Genomic DNA, 20,338 nt, shown 5'->3' on the forward strand with positions numbered 1-20,338 from the left:
GCCTCACACGAAGACGTGACTGTGAGGTGTTTCGGTGAGCATCGGCTACTTCCCGTGGAACCGGCCTGCGGCCGCGGCGGACCGGCCGTGCCTGCGCGATCCCGAGACGGAACTGACCTACGGCCAGGTGAACCTCCGGGTCGAGGCGATCACCGAGCAACTGGCCGGGCGCGGCATCGGGAACGGGGATGTCGTCGCGATCATGCTCCCCAACCGGGTCGAACTGCTCCTCGTCGTCCTCGCGGCCTGGAGGATCGGCGCGCTCGCCACTCCGCTGAACCCGGCGTTCACGGTGACCGAAGCGCGGTACCAGCTCGACGATTCCGGGGCCGCCCTGCTGGTCACGGACCGGGACCCGGCCGGCTACGACGTGCCGGTCCTCGACGTGCGGGACCTGGCCACCGTGCCGGCCGGCGCCGGGTCGCCGGGGCGCTCCGATCCCGCGGACATCGCGCTGCTGATCTACACCAGCGGGTCGACCGGCCGGCCGAAGGGCGTCATGCTCGACCACGCCAACCTACGGGCCATGACGTCGATGCTGGCCGCCCACCTGCACCTGGGCGCCGACGACCACTGCCTGCTCGTGCTGCCCCTGTTCCACGTCAACTCGCTGTGCGTGAGCTTCCTGGCGCCCATGCTCGTCGGCGCCCAGATCACGATCCTGCCGCGGTTCGCGCCGGACACCTTCCTGGCGGCCGTGCGACGGTACCGGCCGACCTACTTCTCTGCCGTGCCGACGGTCTACGCGCGGCTGGCCGAACTCCCGGACCACGTCCGGACGGCCCTGACGTCGGTGCGCTTCGCCGTGTGCGGGGCCGCGCCGATGCCACGCGAGCTGCTCGAACGGTGCGCCGACCGGTTCGGCATCGTCATCGTCGAGGGCTACGGGCTCACCGAGGGCACGTGCGCGTCGACCTGCAACCCCCTGGACGGTCCCCGCAAGCTGGGCACGGTCGGCCCGTCGTTGCCCGGGCAGCAGGTGAAGATCGTCGACGAGTCGGGCCGGGAGTGCGCCCCCGGACAGGCCGGCGAGGTCGTCATCGCGGGACCGAACGTCATGCGCGGCTACCTCCACCGCCCGGAGGCCACCGCGGAAACCGTGCGCGGCGGCCTGCTGCACACCGGAGACGTCGGATACCTCGACGAGGACGGCTACCTCGTCCTGGTCGACCGCATCAAGGACATGATCATCCGGGGTGGCGAGAACATCTACCCCAAGGAGATCGAGGCGGCGTTGTGCCACCACGACGCCGTGCTGGAAGCCGCCGTCATCGGCGAACCCCACCCGGTCTACGGCGAGGTGCCGGTGGCCTTCGTCGTCCGTTACCCCGGCGCGTCCGCCACCGCGGAGGAACTGCTCGAGCACTGCCGGCGCGACCTCACGAAGGTCAAGCTCCCGGCGCGCATCTCGATCGTCGACGCCCTGCCGAAGAACCCGGTCGGAAAGATCGACAAACCCGCGCTGCGCAGCGCACTTCCGGTCGCCCGATAGGAATTCGCTCAAAGGAGAGAGAAACGTGGGACTCACCAAACCGGACTTCCCGCCGGTCGACGTCGAGACTTTTCTCGGCGAACCGTTGCGGGAGCGCATCAAGGCGCTGTCACTGCACTGGGTCGAGTACGGCTTCGGCTCCCCCAAACTGTTCCACCTGATCTACGCCGTGAAGGTGTTCGTGCTGCACATGGTCGCCGGCGCGGCGGCGGCGACCTGGTCGTCCGGTCTCGGTCCGTTCTGGGACGTCGCGACCTGGTGGAACGAGCCCATCGTGTACCAGAAGCTGATCCTGTGGACGGTGCTGCTGGAGACCGTCGGCGTGGCCGGCTCGTGGGGGCCGCTCGCGGGCAAGTTCAAGCCGATGACCGGTGGCGTGCTGTTCTGGACCCGCCCCGGCACGATCCGCGTCCGCCCCTGGCGCCGGGTCCCGTTCACCTCCGGCGATCGCCGCACCGTGTTCGACGTGCTGCTCTACCTCACGGTGCTCGGGGCGCTGCTGGCCGCCATCCTCACGCCCGGGCATCCCAGCGCGACGCTGTCGGCTGCTCTGCCGGGCAACACGTCCGGCCTGGTGAACCCGGTGCCGGTCGCCGTCGCGATCGCCGCGCTGGTGCTGCTCGGCCTGCGGGACAAGGTGATCTTCCTGGCGGCTCGGGGTGAGCAGTACCTGCCCGCGATGGTGTTCTTCGTCGCCCTGCCCTTCGTGGACATGATCGTCGCGCTGAAGCTGCTGATCGTGGTCGTGTGGATCGGCGCCGGGGTGTCGAAGTTCGGCAAGCACTTCTCCAACGTCGTCCCGCCGATGGTGAGCAACAGCCCGTGCATCCCGGCGAAGTGGTTCAAGCGCGCGCACTACCGGGACTTCCCGCGCGACATCCGTCCGTCCAAAGTGGCCGGTTTGCTGGCCCACGTCGGCGGCACCTGCGTCGAGATCATCACGCCGCTGATCCTGCTGCTGTCGACCAACCGGGTCCTGACGCTCGCCGCGGTCGCGATGATGGTGCTGTTCCACCTGTTCATCACCTCGACGTTCCCGCTGGCGGTCCCGCTGGAGTGGAACATCCTGTTCGCCTTCGCCGCGATCTTCCTGTTCTGGGGCTTCCCCAACGAGGCCGGCTACGGGATCGGCGACATGTCCTCGCCCTGGCTGACCGCCGCGATCGCCGCCGGCCTGCTGTTCTTCCCGGTTCTGGGCAACCTGCGGCCCGACCTCGTGTCGTTCCTGCCGTCGATGCGGCAGTACGCGGGCAACTGGGCGTCGGCGCTGTGGGCGTTCGCACCGGGCGCCGAGGAGAAGCTCGACGCCGTGCGCCGTCCGACGCGGAACCAGATCGACCAGCTCAAGGGCATGGGTTACGCCCCCGCCATCTCCGAGATCACGATGCAGCAGACCATCGCGTGGCGCTCGATGCACAGCCAGGGACGCGGTCTGTTCTCCCTGCTGTACAAGCACCTGCCCGACATCGACCGGTGGACGATCCGGGAGGCCGAGTTCGCGTGCAACTCGCTGCTCGGCTTCAACTTTGGCGACGGGCACATGCACAACGAGGACATGCTGGCCGCGTTGCAACGGCGATGCGGGTTCTCACCCGGCGAGTTCCTCGTGGTGTGGGTGGAATCCCAGGCCATCCACAGCCGGGTCCAGCACTACAAGGTCATCGACGTCGCCGTCGGCCTGATCGAGCGCGGCACGTGGAAGGTCGCCGACGCCGTCGCCGAGCAGCCCTGGCTGCCGAACGGGCCCATCCCGCTGCAGGTGGAGTGGTCACGGGCCGCGAACGGCGACCAGACGGCGCAGGCCACCCCGCAGCGCCGCACCCCGCAGCACCGCACTGGGACGCCGGCATGACCACCGCCGTCGTGGTCGGCAGCGGGCCCAACGGGCTCGGTGCCGCGACCGCCCTCGCGCGGGCGGGTGTGGACGTCACCGTGCTGGAAGCCGCGCCGGAGATCGGCGGTGGTACCCGGTCGAGTGAGGCCATCCTGCCCAGCCTGCTGCACGACCACTGCTCGGCGTTCCACCCCATGGCGGCCGGCTCGCCGTTCCTGCGGGAGCTCGGCCTCGAGCGGTACGGGCTGGAGTGGCGGTGGCCGGAGATCGACTGCGTGCACCCGCTGGACAACGGCGACGCCGGCGTCCTGCACACCTCGCTGGAGCGCACCGCCGAGGGTCTGGGCGCCGACGGGCCGCGATGGCGGATGCTGTTCCGGCCGTCCGAGACGTTCGACGACTGGTCCTCCGACATCATGGGGCCCCTGGTCCGGCTGCCCGAGCACCCGCTGCGGATGGCGCGGTTCGGCGCGCCGACCCTGCTCCCCGCCTCCCTGCTCGCGCGGGTGTTCCGCACCGCACGGGCCCGGGCGCTGTTCGGCGGGGTGGCGGCGCACGCGTTCCGGCCGCTGCACCTCCCGCTCACCTCGGCGATCGGGGTGGGGATCATCACCGCGGGGCACCGGTACGGCTGGCCGGTGGCGGCGGGCGGGTCGCGGTCGATCACCGCGGCCATGGCCGCGCTGCTGGCCGACCTCGGCAGCAAGATCGAGACGGGCGTCCGGGTGTCCGCGGCGAGTGATCTGCCGCCCGCCGACATCACCGTCTTCGACCTGGCACCGGGCGCGGTCGCCGACATCCTCGGCGACCGCCTCCCGCCCGGTGTCGCCCGGTCCTACCGGCGGTTCCGGCACGGGCCAGGCGCGTTCAAGGCCGACTTCGCCGTCGCCGGCGGGGTGCCCTGGACCAATCCGGACGCCCGCCGGGCCGGCACCGTCCACCTCGGCGGGGAGTACCGCGAGATCGCCGCCACCGAACGCGAGATCCACGCGGGACGGATGCCGGAGCGCCCGTTCGTCCTGGTGGGGCAGCAGTACCTGGCGGACCCGGCGCGGTCGGCGGGGGATGTCCATCCGGTGTGGACCTACGCTCACGTGCCGCACGGGTACACCGGTGACGCGACCGAGGCCATCGTCGCGCAGATCGAGCGGTTCGCGCCGGGGTTCCGCGAGCGGATCGTCGGCACGGCGGTGCGGTCGGCGACCGGGTTCGCCGCGTACAACCCCAACTACGTGGGAGGTGACATCATCACCGGCAGCAAGGACGTCCGGCAGCTGGTCTTCGGTCCCCGGATCGGCCTCGACCCCTATGCGACGGGCATCCCGGGCGTGTACCTCTGCTCCGCCGCGACTCCACCCGGTCCGGGTGCGCACGGCATGTGCGGTGCCCACGCCGCGGCGCGTGCGCTGCGCGACCTGCGCCGCGGGGACGGCCGCGTTGCCGCATAATGGTGTCTCCCACCACCTGGGAGGAAGGTATGCGGCGAGGTCCGGGCCGTCGGGTAGCGGGACCGCCGACGGGGACGTCGCGCGGTGGGTGGTCACCGTCGCCACGGACCTCAACCCGCGGCTCGGTGACATCACCGACAGCATCCGGGTGCAGCTGGCCGAGCGGATCGACGTCCTGCGCGGTGATCAGCGCCTGGTCGACCTGCTCCGGGCGAGCATCGAGAGCAACGTCGACACGATCCTGCACATCCTGCAGCACGACATCCCCGTCGCCAACGTCGAACCGCCGTCGGCCGCGGTGGAGTACGCGCGCCGCCTCGCGCAGCGCGGCGTGCCGGTCTACGCTCTCGTCCGGGCCTACCGGCTCGGGCAGGATCACCTGCTCAAGCTGTGCTTCGCCGAGATCGAGCGCCGCATCGCCGACACCGGCATCGCCTTCCGCGTGTCACAGCGTTTCGTCGAGGTGACCTTCAGCTACATCGACTGGATCTCCCAGCAGGTCACCACCGTCTACGAGGACGAGCGGGAACGGTGGCTGGAGAACCGCAGCACGCTGCGGGCCGTGCGGATCCGCGAGCTGCTCGACGGCCGCGACTTCGACCTCGAATCCGCCGAAGCCGCGATCGGGCACCCGCTGCGCCAGCACCACCTCGGCGTCGTCGTCTGGCGCCAGGGCGAGAGCGAGAGCGGCGACAACGACCTGTCCGGGCTGGAGCGCACGGTGAGCGCGCTGGGCCGGGCGCTGCGCTGCACCGGGCGCCCCCTGTTCGCCGCCTGCGACCGCACCAGCGGCTGGGGCTGGCTGCCGTTCGACGGCCCGGTGCCCGCGCTCGATCCGGCCACCGTCACCGGCATCCTGCGCGGGACAGCGCCGGGAGTGGCGGCGGCGCTCGGCAGGCCGGCAGCGGACGTGAACGGCTTTCGCGAGACGCACCGGCAGGCGCTGCTGGCGCAGCGGGTGGCGCTGGTCGCCGGCCCCGCGGCGCACACCGTGACCTCCTACGGCGATCCCGGGGTGCGGGCGGCCGCGCTGATGTGCGCCGACCTGGACCAGGCCCGGACCCTGGTGCACGCCACCCTCGGCAAGCTCGCCCTCGACGACCCCTACCACGCTCGCCTCCGCGAGACCCTGCTCAGCTTCATGACCGCGGGATCCAGCTACACCGCGGCCGCCGAACGCCTGATGCTGCACAAGAACTCGGTGAAGTACCGCGTGCTGAAGGCCGAAGAAGAACGGGGCGCCCCCATCGGCGACGACCGGCTCGACGTCGAACTCGCCCTGACGGCATGCCATTGGCTCGGCCCGTCACTGCTGATTCCCGCCGGCTCCCCGGCGCGCGGCGGCTGAGGGCGGCCGCCCGGTCAGTCGCCGCCGAGGAAGACCACCGCGTCGTCGAGCTGGGCGCGGTCGGTGCGGAACCCGTTGACCGGGTGCTCGGTGTCGGCGTAGCCGAAGGAGACCGCGCAGACCACGAGCCGTTCGGCCGGGATCCGCAGGCACCGGTGGACGTGGTCGGCGTGCATCGCGATCGCGGCCTGCGGGATCGTGGCGACGCCGAGCGCGGTGGCGGCGTTGAGGAGGTTCGCCACGTAGCCGCCGCAATCGATCGCGCCGTAGACGCCCTGCTCGCGGTCGGTGGTGACGACCGCGACGTGCGGGGCGCCGAAGAACTCGAAGTTCCTCAGGCGCTGCTCCTCCCGCGCGTCGCGGTCCTCCCGCCGGATCCCGAGGCTCCGGTAGAGCGCGTACCCCGCGCCGCGCCGGCGCTCCTGGTACACCCCGTGGTATCCGGCGGGCATCGGCAGGTCCGGCGCCGGCTCGTGGGTCTTCGCGTACTCCGTCAGACTGCGCGCGAATCGCCGGGTCGCCTCGCCCGAGGTGACGTGCACCTGCCACGGCTGGGTGTTGCACCACGACGCGGTCCGCTGGGCGGTCCCGAACATCTCGCGCATCACGGCGTCCGGGACCGGATCCGGCAGGAAGGCGCGGCAACTCCGGCGCTGCCCGAGCAGCCGGTCGAACCCGGTGGTGGTCACGGAACTCCTCATCGGCAACATAATATATTATGCTTGGCAATTCGTCCCGTGACCGCCGCCACTACCCGGCCAGGTTCTCCTCGAAGAACGGCGTGGCCTCCTCGACGGCGCGCTTGACGTACTCCGGCACGTCGTAGAAGTCCATGTGGGTGCCGCCCTCGACGACCACCAGCTTCTTCGCCGACCGCACCCGCGAGTGCAGCTCCGTGGTGTGCCATAGGGAGCCGGCCGCGCTCCCGGCGACCATCAGGATCGGCTGCGTCAGCAGGTCCTCGACCAGGTGGAAGGCGTCGTAGGCGAAGATCCGGGAAACGCTCTTGGTGAACAGCTTCTTGTTCTGCGCGTTCGGGTGCTGGGCGCGCGGCGTCAGGTAGTAGTCGTGCGCCTCGACCATGTCGCGCGGGGTGCTCTCGTCGAGGGCCGGCGGCACGTACGGGATGAACGCCGCCTCGGCACCCTTCGCCTCGGCCGTCCGCTGCTGAGCGGCGGCTTCCAGCGTGGCCACGGCCGCCGAGTCGGGGTCGGCGCCGAACCAGCCCTTGCGGTACGCGGAGCCGATGTTGACCGCGCTGACGGTCGTGACGGCCTTGATGCGGTGGTCGGTCATCGCCGCGGTGACGGCGTACCCGCCGCCGGCGCAGACGCCCAGCACACCGATGCGCCCGGCGTCGACGTAACCGAGGGTCTGCAGGTGGTCGACCGCGGCGCGCACGTCCTCCACGCGGGCGGCCGGGTCCTCGAGGAACCGCGGCTGTCCGCCGGAGTCACCCTGGCAGGAGGCATCGAACGCGAGCGCGACGAAACCCCGCTCGGCCAGCTTGCTCGCGTACAGGCCGGCGGTCTGCTCCTTCACCCCGCCGCCGGGGTGGACGGTGACCACAGCCGGGTAGCTGCCCTCGGGGTCGAAGTCCGACGGCAGGTACAGGTTGCCCGCCATGCTGATCGGGCCGTTGGGGAAGGTGATCGTCTCCACTGGACACTCCCTGGATTCGGTTCCGCCCGGCGGTTCCGGGCTCCGGCATCCACGATGCGGCCCCACGCGCGCCCGTGGCAGAGGCCGGTTATGGGGGTACCGGCAGCCCCTCCATCACCCGGGTGAACACACCTAGCCTGGAGTCATGGAAATCGCCAAGGACATCCGGGACTTCCTGATGACCCGCCGCGCGAAGATCACCCCGGAGCAGGCCGGGCTCGTGCCCGGGCCACGGCGGCGGGTACCCGGGCTGCGGCGTGAGGAGGTGGCACGCCTGGCCGGCGTGAGCACCGAGTACTACGTGCAGATCGAACGCGGTCAGATCTCCGGCGTGTCCGACGAGGTCCTGCACGCCATCGCCAGGGCACTACAGCTCGACGACGTCGAGACGGCCCACCTGTTCGACCTGGTACGCGCCGCCACCCGCCGCGCCGGGCCACGCACGGCGAAGCCGCGCGTGCCGCGGCAACGGGTCCCCGACGGCGTGCAGGCGCTGATGGACTCGATGGTCGCCGCCCCGGCGATCGTCCAGAACGGCCACCTCGACCTCGTCGGGACCAATGCACTGGGGCGGGCGCTGTACGCCGGCGTGTTCGAGCGGGCCTCCGGGACGCCGAACCTCGCCAGGTTCATCTTCCTCGACGAGCGCGCCGCGGAAGTCTTCCCGGACTGGGAGAAGGCGGCCGACGATTCGGTGGCGCTGCTGCACGTCGAAGCGGCCCGCTCGCCCTACTCCAAGGTGGTCACCGGTCTCGTCGGGGAGCTGGCCACGCGCAGCGCGGAGTTCCGCGCGCGGTGGGCCGCCCACGACGTGCGGGCCCACCGGCGCGGCACGAAGCAGTTCCGCCACCCGGTCGTCGGCGACCTCACCCTGCGCTTCGAAGCGCTCGAGATCACCAGCGCAGCCAACCTGACGCTGATCGGCTACACCGCGGAGCCCGGGTCCCCCTCGGCCGAGGCGCTGCAACTCCTCGCGAGCTGGATCGCGACCGCGCCGTCACCGCCAGGCGAGCGCGCCCGCGCCGACTGACCGACAATGACCGGATGCCGGCGCCGACCGCACGGGCCCACCGGGACGTCTCACCACTGGAGCTCTTCTTCGACCTGGTGTTCGTCCTGGCCATCGGCCAGCTCACGCACCACCTGATCGAGCACCTGACCTGGCGGGGCGCCGGTGAGACGCTGATCGCCCTGGTGGCCGTGTGCGGGGTCTGGGCGTTCACGTCCTTCGAGGTCACCCTGCTCGACATCGAGCGCACGGCCACCCGCGCGATCACCCTCCTGGTGATGGGTCTCGGCCTGTTCATGAACGCCGGGATAGAACACGCGTTCGACACGGGTCCGTGGCTCTTCGTCGTGCCGATGCTGCTCGCGCTCGCCGGTCCGGGCGCCCACGCCGCGGCGACCTCACCCGCGCCCGAACTGCGGCGGCACTTCGTCCGCGTGCTGATCTGGATCGGGGCGTCCGCGCCCTTCTGGGTGGCCGGAGCGGCCTCCGGCCCCGGGGCCCGGATTTGGTGGTGGGCGGGCGGCGCGCTCATCGATCTGCTCGGCACCTGGACCGCGCACCCGATGCCCGGTCGCACGACCCGGACCGAACGCCTCCCGTTCGACGCCAAGCACATGCTCGAACGGCTGCGGCTGTTCCTCATCATCCTGCTGGGTGAAACCGTGCTCACCCTCGGACGGGTGCTCGCCGACCACGCCCAGGACGCGCTGACCCCGCTGCTGGCCCTGGGCGGTTTCGTCGCGCTGGTCTGCCTGTGGGCGATCTACTTCGGACGGTCCGAGCAGGAGGTGGTCAGCCACGCGACCGGCAGCGCCGACCCGATCCGGTCGGTGCACCTGGGCATCAACGTGGTCTACGGGGTGGTCGCCGGGCTGGTCGTGTTCGCCGCGGGGATGGAGCTGGTCCTCGTCCAGGCCCACCACCCGGCCGCCGGGATCGCCGGTGTGCTGGTGGCCGTTGGCCCGCTCGTCTACCTCGCGGCGCAGGCCGTCTACTTCCGGGCCGAACCGGGCACCGGGTGGCTGCCGCGCGCCCTCGGCGCCGCCGCCCTGGGAATCGTCGCCGCGGCCGCGTACTGGCTGCCGGCGTACGGGGTGGTGACGCTCCTGGTCGTCGTCCTCGTCGTGCCGGCCGCCCACCTCGTGCGGGCCCGGGCGAGGTGAGTCAGACCCGCCGCTCCCGGCCGTGCCACAGCTGCTCCCGCAGCAGGCGCTTCTCGATCTTCCCGGTGCCGGTCTTGGGCAGTTCGTCGAGGAAGATCACCGACTTCGGGACCTTGTACCCGCCCAGCCTGGCCCGGCAGTGGGTCAGCACCTCCGCCGCGGACAGGGCGTTCCCGGGGGACACGAAGGCGGTGATGGCCTCACCCCACCGGTCGTCGGGGGCGCCGACCACCGCGACCTCCCGCACCCCGGGCAGGTCCGAGATGACGGTTTCGATCTCCCGCGGGTACACGTTGAACCCGCCGGTGATGATCATGTCCTTGCGGCGGTCGAGGATGAACAGGAACCCGTCCTCGTCGAGGTACCCGACGTCACCGGTGTGCGCCCACCCACCCGCGAAGGTCTCCGCGGTCTCCTCGGGCCGGCGCCAGTAACCGGCGCTGACGTGGTCGCCACGGGTGCGGATCTCCCCCGTCTCGCCGGGCGGCACCGGCCGCCGCGCCGCGTCGACGATCTCCAGCTCGACGTGCGGCGTGACCCGGCCGGCCGACGCCAACCGCGGCAGGCCCCGCGCGTTGCGGGTCTCCACGTGGTCCTCCGGCCGCAAGGTCGTGATGGGCAGCTGCGCCTCGCTGGCGCCGTAGAGCTGCTGCATCGCGTCGCCGAACCAGGCGCGGGCCCGCGCCGCGACGCCGGGCTGGATGGCCGAGCCGGCGTAGGGCAGGACCCGGACGCCGCCGACGCGGCCGCGCGGCGCGTCCCGGGCCGACAGCTCCTCCACCAGCATCGTGATCATCGTGGGCACGAGCGGCAGCACGGTGACCTCGCCGCCCAGCGCCGCGTCGGCGACCCGGGCCGCGTCGAACCCCCGCTCGTGGATGTTCAGCCCGCCACAGGCGGTGACGACGTCGGCGATACCGCCGCTGAAGTGGCTCACCGGCGCGGTGTGCAGAGCCGCGTCCCCGGGTCCCAGGCCGGGCAGGACCTCGCGGGCGTTGCGGATCAGCGCGCCCACCGCCCGATGGGGGACCCGCACCCCCTTCGGCTGCCCGGTCGAGCCGGACGTGTAGAGCAGCCAGGCGTCGGATTCCGGTTCCGGGAGCGGCAGTTCGTCGTCGGTGCCGGACGCGACCAACTCCTCGAACGGGATGCACCCCGGGGGAACGTCGCCCTCCCCCAGCACCACGACGTCCCGCACGCCGGGCGGCACCCAGTCCGTGCCGTTGCGGGACAGCCATTCGCCGTCCACGAGGACGGCCACCGGTTCGGCGTCGGCGGCGATGCGGGCCAGTTCGGCCGGGTGCAGGCGGGTCAGCAGCCCAGTCCGCACGTACCCGCCGAGCGCCATCCCGTGGTAGGCCTCGGTCCATTCGCAACGGTTCGGCGACACGATGACCACGCGCGAGCCGGGGGCCGCGCCGAGCCGGCGGAACGCCTGGGCGATCCGCCGGGCCCGGGCGCCCAGTTCGCCGTAGGTCAGCGTCCGGCGCTCGTCGCGGATCGCCGGGCGGTCCGCGTGCTCGCGGTAGGCGCGCGCGTAGACCTGGGCCAGTGGGGTGGGGGACATCGGGTCACCCCAGCCGCGAGGGCGCCCAGTCGCGCGTCGGCGACCGCCAGGCCGGCCAGTGGTCCTCCGGCTCGGGCCGGGTCACCGACAGGTGGGTGAAGCAGTCCTGGCACTTCACCACCATGCGCGGTCCGAGGTAGTTGGCCACGGGGTAGCGGGCGACGTCGCCGCTCCCGCACGACGGGCAGGTGGCGTCCACGGGCTGCCGTGCCACGGAGACCCGCTCGGTCTCCGGGCGCGGGAAGAGGAGTCGGTCGACGGACATGTGCGGTGCCTCCTAGAGGATCCAGTTCAGGGGGGTGGCGACGGGCACGCTCCAGGTGCCCGCCGCGCGCAGCGCCGCCAGTTCGGCCCGGCGCCGGGCGGTCGCGTCGCGGTCGATCCGCTCGCCCTCGAGCACGGCACCGAAGGCGAGAGCGGCGAACTCCGGGCTGTAGAGACCGTCGCGGAGGTCGCGTTCGAGCCGGCCGAGGTCGCGGGCGAGGGGGTCGCCCCAGCCACCGCCGCCGCCGATGAGGAAGCGGATCGCGTCGCCGGCCTTGAGCACGAGCCCGGAGAACTTGCCGGTGGAGTACCGCGCGCCGCGGCAGAACCCGCCGTGGTTGGGATCGGGCCTGCCGTCGTCGTCGAACATGCCGAACAGCGGTTCCGCGGGGCGGAGGTCGAGCGGGTCGGCGTGCCGCGCGAGGTCGAAGTCCTTGATGTACCACCCGAACGCGGGTGCGCCGGCACCAGCCCCGGCCGCGCCCGGCGCGCCGACCCGGACCCGGTCGCAGGTGACCGTGACGATCGTGTCGGCCTGGGCGGTCAGGGTGTACACCGAGCCCAGACCGCCCCGGTACTGCCCGGCGCCCGCGGTGTCGGCGACCATCTCGTGCTGGGCGACGATCAGCGGGCTCTCGATCTCCACGTGCTCCTGCACCGAGGTGCGGCAGTTGCCGATCGGCGTGACGCAGAAGGAGATCCCGTCCTCCTTCCACGTGCCGCCCCAGCCACCGCCGGTGAGGGCGAACGCGCCCCACGGCGTGCCGCCGTGGCCGGGCCGGGTGTCGATGCCGCCCAGGCTGATGACCAGCGCGGTGCCGGTGTCGCAGGCGATCGAGCGGTCGCCGACGGCCTCGCTGAGCGCGCTGGCGACGGCGTTGATGCACCGGGCCCCGATGTCGGCGTGGTTGGAGCAGCTGGACGGCGGGAGCACGCAGACCACGCTGCCCTGGGGCAGCAGCGTTTCGATCGGCCGCAGCGTGCCGCTGTTGACCGGCGTGCCCGGATCGGCCATGAGCTTGACGGCCTCGATGCAGCGGACCGCCTCGCACCACGCGGTCCCGCAGTTGCCCAGCGGCTGCCGTCCCGAGCCGGAGAAGTCGATCTCCATGCTGTCCCCGCGGACCTTCACGGTGACCCGCACCGGGATGGGCTCGTCGGTCACGCCGTCCTCGTCGAGGAAGTCCTCGACGGTGTAGTCACCGTCCGGGATGGCGGCGATGCCGCGCCGCATGCTCGCCTCGGTCGCCTCGATCGCGTACCGGCCGGCGGCCTTGACCCGGTCCAGGCCGCCGCGGGCGACGAGCGCCTGGAGCTGCCGCTCCCCCACCACGAGGCAGCCGTGCAGGGCCCGCAGGTCTCCCAGCACCAGCTGGGGCACCCGGTTGTTCTCCAGGATGTAGTTGAACAACGGCCGCACCGGGACGTCGTTGGCGTAGAGCAGCGACGGCGGGAGCTTGATCTGCTCCTCGAACGCGGTCTGCGTGCCGTTGGAGAACCCGCCGGGGATGGGCCCGCCGAGGTCGACCAGGTGGGAGGTCGAGTGCAGGATGAACTCGACCCGGCCGTCGACGAAGACGGGGCGGAGCAGGTTCACGTCGGACTGGTGGATCGTCCCGCGCCACGGGTCGTTGACGAAGATGACGTCGCCGGGCTGCAGTGTGTCGAGGTCGAACTCGTCCACCACGAAGTTCACGATGTGCGGCGAGGTGAAGGCGTGCTGCATGCAGCCCTCCCACTGCGCCGCCGTCTCCCACGCGTCGCCGCTGCGGATGTGGATCGCGGTGGTGCAGTCCAGGATGTCCCGGCACACGGGCGAGAACGCGCTGCGCATCAGGGCTTCGTTCATCTCGCGGGCGACCTCGATCAGGCCGTACCGCAGGATGTCCAGTTCGAACTCGGCCGCCGGTTCCGTGGAAGTGGTCATGCTCGTCGCGCTCCTCAGCCGTGGTTCTCGATGATCAGCAGGCGGTCGTCGTCGATGCGGGCGCGGCGGCCGGGCAGGACGACGGTCGTGGCGAACTTCTCGGACACGATCGCCGGGCCCGTCACGACCTCTCCGGGCTGGAGGCGTTCGCGGACGTGCACGGGCACGCGCACGGTGTCCCCCGCGCCGGGGATCCGCAGGTCCCGGTGTCCTAGCAGGGATTCGCCGTCCTCGGCGGCCGACGGCGGGACCTTGTGCGGCCGCGGGATCACCGCGGTCACCTCCAGGGTCGACACGACGACCGGGATCTCGGCGGCGGAGAACCCGTAGGACTCCTGGTAGAAGGCGTGGAAGTCGGCGACGATCTCCGCCACGCCCTCGGCGGTCACCCGGTCCCGGCGCAGCGGGAGCCGGTTGTCCCACGTCTGCCCGCGGTACATGCCGAAGAGGGCGCGGTCGAAGGTCAGGCCCTGGATGTCCACCCCCTGCGCGGTCAGCTCCTCGGTGAGAGCGCGTTCCATCGCGGCGAACCCGTCCTCCATCACCGCGGCGTTGTCCGGGGAGAGCGGGATCATCAGCGACTGCGCCCGCGTCGTGCGCAGGTCGCTCTGCAGCAGTCCGAGTGCCGAGAACTGCCCGGGCGTGGTGGGGACGACGACGGTGCCCACGCCGAGGATCCGCGCGACGCGGTCGGCGAGCATCGGCCCGGCCGACCCGAACGGCAGCAGGGCGAAGTCGCGCACGTCCAGTCCACGGTAGACGGAGATGGTCCGGATCTTGGCGGCGATGTCCTCGCACGCGACCCGGTAGGCGGCCTCGGCCAGGTCCTCGGCGGAGAGGTTCCACCGTTCGCCGGCGCGCGCCAGCGCCGCGCGGGCGGCGTCGACGTCGAGGGTGATCCGGCCGCCGGCGAACAGGTCGGGTTGCAGGACCCCCAGCACCAGGCAGGCGTCGGTGAGCGTGGCCTCCGTGCCGCCGCGCCCGTAGCAGGCGGGGCCGGGGTTCGAGCCGGCCGAGGCGGGGCCGACCGCGATCCGGCCGAGAGCGTTGGGGCCGATGATGCTGCCCGCACCGGAGCCGACGCTTTCGACGTCGACCAGCGGCATGGTGAGCGTCAGGCCGGTCTCCAGCGTCCACAGGTCGGTCAGCGGGGTCCGCGCGTCCACGATCGCGGCCACGTCGGTGCTGGTCCCGCCGACGTCCATGGTCAGCAGGTTCCCGCGGCCGGCGTCCCGGGCCAGCCGGATGCTGCCGGTCACGCCGCCCACCGGTCCGGACACCAGCTGGAAGACCGGTGCCCGGCCGGCATCGGCAACGGTGGCGACACCACCGTTGGTCATCATGATCCAGAGCGTCCCGCCGAACGCGCGCTCCGCCAGCGCCACCGTGAGGCGCCGCAGGTACCCGACGACGGCGGGCCCGACGTAGGCGTCCAGGGCGACCGTCGTGGTCCGCTCGTGCTCCTTGGTCACCGGGTAGAGGTCCGAGGTCTGGACGTAGGCGTGCGGGATCTCCTCGGCCAGGATCTCCGCGGCGCGGCGCTCGTGCCCGCGGTCCCGGTAGGAGTTCAGGAAGCACACGCCGACCGCCTCGACGCCCCGGGCGGCGAGCGCGCGGGCCGCCTCCCGCACCGCGTCCTCGTCCAGGGCGAGCAGTTCCGTGCCGTCGTAAGCGATCCGCTCCGGGATGCCGAGCCGGTTGTGCCGCTCGACGACGGGGCGTTCCTGGTGCGGCCGCAACCAGGTGGGGTCGTAGAACCGGTCGCCGAACTCGCGGTGCATCCGCCCGATGTCGAGCAGATCGCGGTGTCCCCGTGTGGCGAGCAGGCCGGTCCGCGCTCCCGCACGGCTGAGCAGGGCGTTGATGCCGACGGTGTGCCCGTGCACGATCTCCGCCACACCCGGGACGTCCACGTCGATCGCGGCGAGCGCCTGCAGCACGCCCTTCTCCTGCTCCGGCGTCGAAAGCACCTTGCCGTCGCGGATCTCGGCGGTGTCGCGGTTGAGCCCGACGACATCGGTGAAGGTTCCCCCGACGTCGATCCCGACCAGCCAGTCGGCTGAGCTTCGTTGCTCGGTCACGTCTTGCCTCCAGGCCTCGTCCGATCCGAGGCGCCCAGTCTGCGACCGGGATCACACCGGGGGCATCGTCCGGGGGAAGGAGGTTTCCTACGACCTTCGGGCAGTCAGCCAGCAGGCGATGGCCTCGGCCCGGCTGGTGACGCCGAGTTTGCGGAGGATGTGGGTGACGTGGGTCTTCGCCGTGCGCTCGGAGATCACCAGCTGCCGGGCGATGTGCCGGTTGGAGTGCCCGGCGGCGAGCAGCTCCATCACCTGGACCTCGCGCGCGGTCAGATCCGCCGCGGCGGGTGGCGCGGGCGGCACCGGCGGGCGCACCGCGGCCGGGTTGGTCATGAGGGCCTCCGCGGCGCCCCGCAGGACGGCCACGCCGTCCATCAGCATCAGCCGTCCGAGCGAGTGGCTCAGCGCCTCGGCCATGACGGACAGCAGCGCCTGGTCGGTGGCGTCGACGTCGCGGCGCTGGTGGTAGCAGTCGCCGTGCAGCAGTCCGGCGACCTCGCCGTGGACGGTCAGCGGCGCGACACCGTAGGAGGTGGACCTGGTGACCCGGATGAGGTCGCGGTCGACCCGGTCGCTGTGCTGCGCGTCGAAGATCAGGCGCGGTTCGGCGCGGCGGACCACGTCCGCTTCGACGAGCCGGCCGTCGAGCTGCGGTGGGGAGGCCTTGCCGACGGCCACGATCTCGTCCGCCCAGCGCGGCTCGCGCACGACGCACATCGTGTGCAGCCGCCACACCGAATCCTCCACCCGCGACACGAGGACGCGGTCGAAGCCCAGGCGGCAGCCGGCCTCCGGCACCCGGCCGAGGAGCTCGTCCACGGTGCGCGCGTCGCGGACGGACGCCAGCGCCCCGGCCACGCGCCGCAGCAGCACGTGCCGTTCGGCGAGCCGGGCCTCGGCCAGCTCGGCCTCGACCTCGCGGATCCGGCCCAGCAGGTCCACGAGCTCCCGCTGCCGCGCCGACCCGGTACCGTCCAGGGACCGCAGGGTCTCCCCCATCGCGGCGTTCCAGATCCTGCTCAGGACCGGTCTCGCGTGGTTCTCCCACGGCAGGTCGAGCCGGGGCGACGGGACGTCGATGCCGAGCGCCGCGGAGGCGTCCGCGCACAGCTCGCGGTACCGTTCCGCGACGCCCGTTCGCTCCGCCGCCTGGACAGCCGTGTTCGCATCCATGGTGGGCCCACCTCGACGTTCGGCACCCCTTGCCAGGCCATATAATATATGGCACTGGTCACGGTTGACAGACCGAGGAAACGCGGGCCGCGGGCACGCGATGGGGACCGCATCGCGGACGCCGGCCGGCTGTTCCCCGGTGATCACCGTCTCCGCCGCCACGCGGAACGGCCGGCCGGCGAAGTCCGCTCGCCCCGTGCGGAGCGGGAGGCGGCTGCCCAGCAGGCCGGGCACGCCGGCACCACGGCGCCCCTCGTGCCCGGCAACGGCAGCCGGAAGCCGTCCGCGGCGATCCCGCGGCACGCCGACGGGTTGTGCCCCAGCGGAGCACACAAGCACTCGCACCGCTCGACACCGACGCGGTGCCTCGGAACCGGAGGAGTCACCGGCTTCTCCGCTGCCGTCCGATGCGGGCACCGCGCGGTGGGCACAGCCGGGCGGGGCGGCACCCGCCAGGCCGCCGGGCAGGTCAGGTAGGCGCCGAGGACGAACGAGCGCAGCACGTCGAACTCCTCCGGGCGCGCCTCGCGCAGGGTGGCCAGGTAGGCCTCGGTGTCCTCGGCGGGAACCGCTCGCAGGGCGGACTCCACGATGCCCGGCGAGCGCGCGAGCATCGCCGCGATCACGTCCTCGCCGGGGACGTCGGCAGCCGGCCCGGGTAGGACGACCTCACCGACGACGGCCAGTTTTTCCCGCAGTCCTCGGTGTTCCGGTGCCATCGGACAGCGTTTCCCTTCGCAGCGCCACTCGCCGGGCTCTCAGTCGAACAGCACGACTCCCCGGATGTTCTTGCCGTCGTGCATGTCCCGGTACCCCTGCGCGATGTCGTCCAGTGCGTAGGTCCGGGTGATCATCTCGTCGAGTTTCAACGTGCCCTCCTGGTAGAGCCGGAGCAGCCGGTGGACGTCCCGGTTCCCGCTCGTGGCACCGAAACACGTGCCCTCCAGGCGCTTCTGGAAGAGCGTCAACTCGAACAGGTCGAGCGGCATGTCGCCGACCCGGTGCGGCCCGACCGCCGTGGCCACGACGATGCCCGCCTTGCGGACCGCCCCGAGCGCCTGGCCGACGTACTCCGGCCGCATGACCCCGACCGTGATGACGGCGGCGTCGGCACCCTGCCCGTTGGTGAACTGCTTGGCGAGTTCCGCGGCCTCGGCCATCGACTCGACGGCGTGGGTGGCCCCGAACACCGGCGCCTGTTCCCGCTTGAAGGCCACCGGATCCACCGCGATGACGTTCGACGCACCCGCGTGGACGGCACCTTGCAGCGCGCTCGCGCCGATCCCGCCGATGCCCATCACGATCACCGTGTCCCCCGGCCGGACGCGGGCGGAGTTGACCGCCGAGCCCCAGCCGGTGCTGACCCCGCACCCGACCAGGCACGCCTTGTCCAGCGGGATGTCCGGGTCGATCTTCACCACCGAGGCCAGCGACACCGTCGTCGTCTCGGTGAAGGTGGAGATACCGCACATCTGGCCGACCGGCGTGCCATCGGTGGTGTGCAGGCGGTAGGTACCGTCGGTGAACCGGGGGCCGGCCAGGATGCCCGCGGCCAGGTCACACAAGTTCGACGCTCCGGCGGCACACCAGCGGCAGTGCCCGCACGAGGGAATCGCGGAGAAGATGACGTGATCGCCTTCCTCGATGCCCTTGGCGTTCGGCCCCACCTTCGTGACCACGCCCGCACCTTCGTGCCCCAGTGCGAACGGGTAGGTGCCGACCGGGATGTCCCCCGTGGCGTGGTGGTCGTCCGAGTGGCACAGCCCCGAGGCGACGAGCCGCACCTGCACCTCGTCCGGATGGGGGTCGTCCAGCTCGAGGTCGACCACCTCCAGCTCACCGGGCGCCTGCCGGATCACCGCTCCACGTGTGTACACCGGTTGACCTCCTTCATGCGTCGAGAAGCGTGACCACGGACTTGGTCTCGAGGTATTCCCCGATCGCCTCGGGTCCGTTCTCCCGGCCCCAGCCGGACTGCTTGTAGCCGCCGACGGGCATCTGCACCCCGCCGGCGCGATGGACGTTGATGCCGACCCGGCCGGCCCGCAGCCGGCGCGCGATCGAATGGGCCCGCGCGACGTCCCGTGTCCACACGCTGGCCGCCAGCCCGTAGTCGCTGTCGTTGGCCGCGGCGACCGCCGCGTCGACGTCGTCGAACGCCATCGCGCCGAGCACCGGCCCGAAGATCTCCTCGCGCACGATGCGCATCGACTGGTCGACGTCGGCGACCACCGTGGGCTGGAAGAAGAAGCCCTTGTCCCCGATGCGGGATCCGCCGGTCAGCACCCGTGCGCCCGCCTCGATCCCCCCTTCGACGTACCGGCTGACGCGGGCGAGCTGGCGTTGCGAGATCAGCGGCCCCAGATCCGCGGACGGGTCCGTGCCGTACCCGACCTTGAGAGTGCCCGCGTACTCCGCGATTCCGTGCACGAGTTCGTCGAACACGTCCCGATGGGCGAACAGCCGGGTGCCGGACGTGCAGATCTGCCCGGAGTTCCAGAACACGCCCATGGCGATGCCCGGAACCGCCGCGGCCAGGTCCGCGTCCGGCAGCACGACGACCGGGGACTTGCCGCCCAGTTCGAGGGAGACCTTCTTGAGGTTGCCGGTGGCGGCGCGCACGATCTGCCTGCCGACCTCCGTCGAACCGGTGAAGCTCACCTTGTCGATGCCGTCGTGGGCGGCCATCGCCGCCCCGACCGGCAGCCCGTACCCGGTGACGATGTTGACCACCCCGTCCGGCACGCCCGCCTCGAGCAGGATCCGTCCCAGCGCGAGCGTGGTGAGCGGCGCATCCTCCGAGGGCTTCAGCACGCACGAACACCCGGCGGCCAGAGCCGGAGCCAGCTTCTGCGACACCGCGATCATCGGCGCGTTCCACGGGACGATCAGACCGGCGACGCCGACGGGCTCACGCAGCGTGTACCCGTGCAGGCGCCGCTCGGCCGTGCCGACCTGGACGCTCCGGCCGTCGATCTTGTCCGCCCAACCGGCGAAGTACCGGAACTGGTTGACCGCCTCGCCGGCCATGATCCGCGCCTGGGACACGGGCATGCCCACGTCCAGGCTCTCCAGGCGGGCCAGCTCGTCGGCGCTCGCCTCGATCAGGTCGGCGACGCGCCACAGGACCACCGCCCGCTGCGCGCCGGACAACCGCAGCCAGCGCTCGTCCTCGAACGACCCACGGGCCGCTCGCACCGCAGCGTCGACGTCCGCGAGGTCGCCCTCACCGGCTTCCGCGACGACCTCACCGGTGCCGGGGTCGAGGACCGGGAAGGTCTTCCCGGAAGCCGCCGGAACCCAGGATCCGCCGATGAGCATCCGTCCCGGCTCGACGAGCAGGCCGGGGTTCGTACCGGTACGCGTCATG

At 72.0% G+C, this 20,338-nt stretch carries 16 protein-coding genes; 6 read left to right on the forward strand and 10 right to left on the reverse strand.

Annotated elements, in window-relative coordinates; genetic code table 11:
- Positions 1–34: 34 nt before the first annotated feature.
- From FB470_RS32410 to FB470_RS32425, 4 genes are all read left to right on the forward strand, one after another.
- Positions 35–1,492, forward strand: a complete 1,458-nt coding sequence (locus tag FB470_RS32410; RefSeq protein WP_306997750.1) for a class I adenylate-forming enzyme family protein — start codon at positions 35–37, stop codon at positions 1,490–1,492.
- Positions 1,493–1,517: 25 nt separating this feature from the next.
- The gene (locus FB470_RS32415; RefSeq protein ID WP_306997752.1) at positions 1,518–3,344 is read left to right on the forward strand and encodes a DUF3556 domain-containing protein; all 1,827 of its coding nucleotides are present in this window, start codon (positions 1,518–1,520) and stop codon (positions 3,342–3,344) included.
- A complete protein-coding gene (locus tag FB470_RS32420) occupies positions 3,341–4,774 on the forward strand; it encodes a phytoene desaturase family protein (protein ID WP_306997754.1) in 1,434 nt (477 codons plus the stop codon). Before FB470_RS32415 ends, FB470_RS32420 begins: the two co-directional genes overlap by 4 nt.
- Positions 4,775–4,862: 88 nt before the next feature.
- Complete coding sequence (locus FB470_RS32425) at positions 4,863–6,122, forward strand: PucR family transcriptional regulator (RefSeq protein WP_306997756.1); 1,260 nt, start codon at positions 4,863–4,865, stop codon at positions 6,120–6,122.
- 14 nt (positions 6,123–6,136) lie between these two features.
- Here FB470_RS32425 and FB470_RS32430 read toward each other — a convergent pair whose 3' ends face one another.
- Positions 6,137–6,823: a nitroreductase gene (locus FB470_RS32430; RefSeq protein WP_306997759.1), complete on the reverse strand. Its 687-nt coding sequence runs from the start codon at positions 6,821–6,823 to the stop codon at positions 6,137–6,139.
- Between the two features lie 49 nt (positions 6,824–6,872).
- A complete protein-coding gene (locus FB470_RS32435) occupies positions 6,873–7,784 on the reverse strand; it encodes an alpha/beta hydrolase (protein WP_306997762.1) in 912 nt (303 codons plus the stop codon).
- A gap of 145 nt (positions 7,785–7,929) precedes the next feature.
- Here FB470_RS32435 and FB470_RS32440 point away from each other — a divergent pair, with 145 nt between their 5' ends.
- Together FB470_RS32440 and FB470_RS32445 are read left to right on the forward strand one after the other, a co-directional pair.
- Entirely contained in the window at positions 7,930–8,814 is an 885-nt protein-coding gene (locus FB470_RS32440; RefSeq protein ID WP_306997764.1) for a helix-turn-helix domain-containing protein, read from the forward strand.
- A 14-nt stretch (positions 8,815–8,828) separates the two neighbouring features.
- Positions 8,829–9,956, forward strand: coding sequence for a low temperature requirement protein A (locus FB470_RS32445; RefSeq protein ID WP_306997766.1), 1,128 nt, complete (start codon positions 8,829–8,831; stop codon positions 9,954–9,956).
- Position 9,957: 1 nt separating this feature from the next.
- Here FB470_RS32445 and FB470_RS32450 read toward each other — a convergent pair whose 3' ends face one another.
- The 8 genes from FB470_RS32450 to FB470_RS32485 form a co-directional block, all read right to left on the reverse strand.
- Positions 9,958–11,523 (reverse strand): class I adenylate-forming enzyme family protein, encoded by a 1,566-nt coding sequence (locus FB470_RS32450; protein WP_306997768.1) that lies wholly within the window; start codon positions 11,521–11,523, stop codon positions 9,958–9,960.
- A gap of 4 nt (positions 11,524–11,527) precedes the next feature.
- Positions 11,528–11,788, reverse strand: coding sequence for a hypothetical protein (locus tag FB470_RS32455; RefSeq protein WP_191244924.1), 261 nt, complete (start codon positions 11,786–11,788; stop codon positions 11,528–11,530).
- A gap of 12 nt (positions 11,789–11,800) precedes the next feature.
- Positions 11,801–13,714 carry a hydantoinase B/oxoprolinase family protein gene (locus FB470_RS32460; protein ID WP_306997771.1) on the reverse strand — a complete coding sequence of 638 codons (1,914 nt, stop codon included), beginning with the start codon at positions 13,712–13,714 and terminating at the stop codon, positions 11,801–11,803.
- Positions 13,715–13,728: 14 nt separating this feature from the next.
- Positions 13,729–15,795 (reverse strand): hydantoinase/oxoprolinase family protein, encoded by a 2,067-nt coding sequence (locus FB470_RS32465; RefSeq protein WP_306997773.1) that lies wholly within the window; start codon positions 15,793–15,795, stop codon positions 13,729–13,731.
- Between the two features lie 87 nt (positions 15,796–15,882).
- Entirely contained in the window at positions 15,883–16,968 is a 1,086-nt protein-coding gene (locus tag FB470_RS32470; protein ID WP_306997775.1) for a helix-turn-helix transcriptional regulator, read from the reverse strand.
- Positions 16,969–17,111: 143 nt separating this feature from the next.
- Entirely contained in the window at positions 17,112–17,687 is a 576-nt protein-coding gene (locus tag FB470_RS32475) for a hypothetical protein (protein ID WP_306997777.1), read from the reverse strand.
- Positions 17,688–17,726: 39 nt separating this feature from the next.
- The gene (locus tag FB470_RS32480; protein WP_306997779.1) at positions 17,727–18,845 is read right to left on the reverse strand and encodes an NDMA-dependent alcohol dehydrogenase; all 1,119 of its coding nucleotides are present in this window, start codon (positions 18,843–18,845) and stop codon (positions 17,727–17,729) included.
- Positions 18,846–18,858: 13 nt separating this feature from the next.
- Positions 18,859–20,337 carry an aldehyde dehydrogenase family protein gene (locus FB470_RS32485; protein ID WP_306997781.1) on the reverse strand — a complete coding sequence of 493 codons (1,479 nt, stop codon included), beginning with the start codon at positions 20,335–20,337 and terminating at the stop codon, positions 18,859–18,861.
- Between the last annotated feature and the right edge of the window lies 1 nt (position 20,338).

The sequence above is a fragment of the Amycolatopsis thermophila genome, assembly GCF_030814215.1.
GTDB lineage: Bacteria > Actinomycetota > Actinomycetes > Mycobacteriales > Pseudonocardiaceae > Amycolatopsis_E > Amycolatopsis_E thermophila.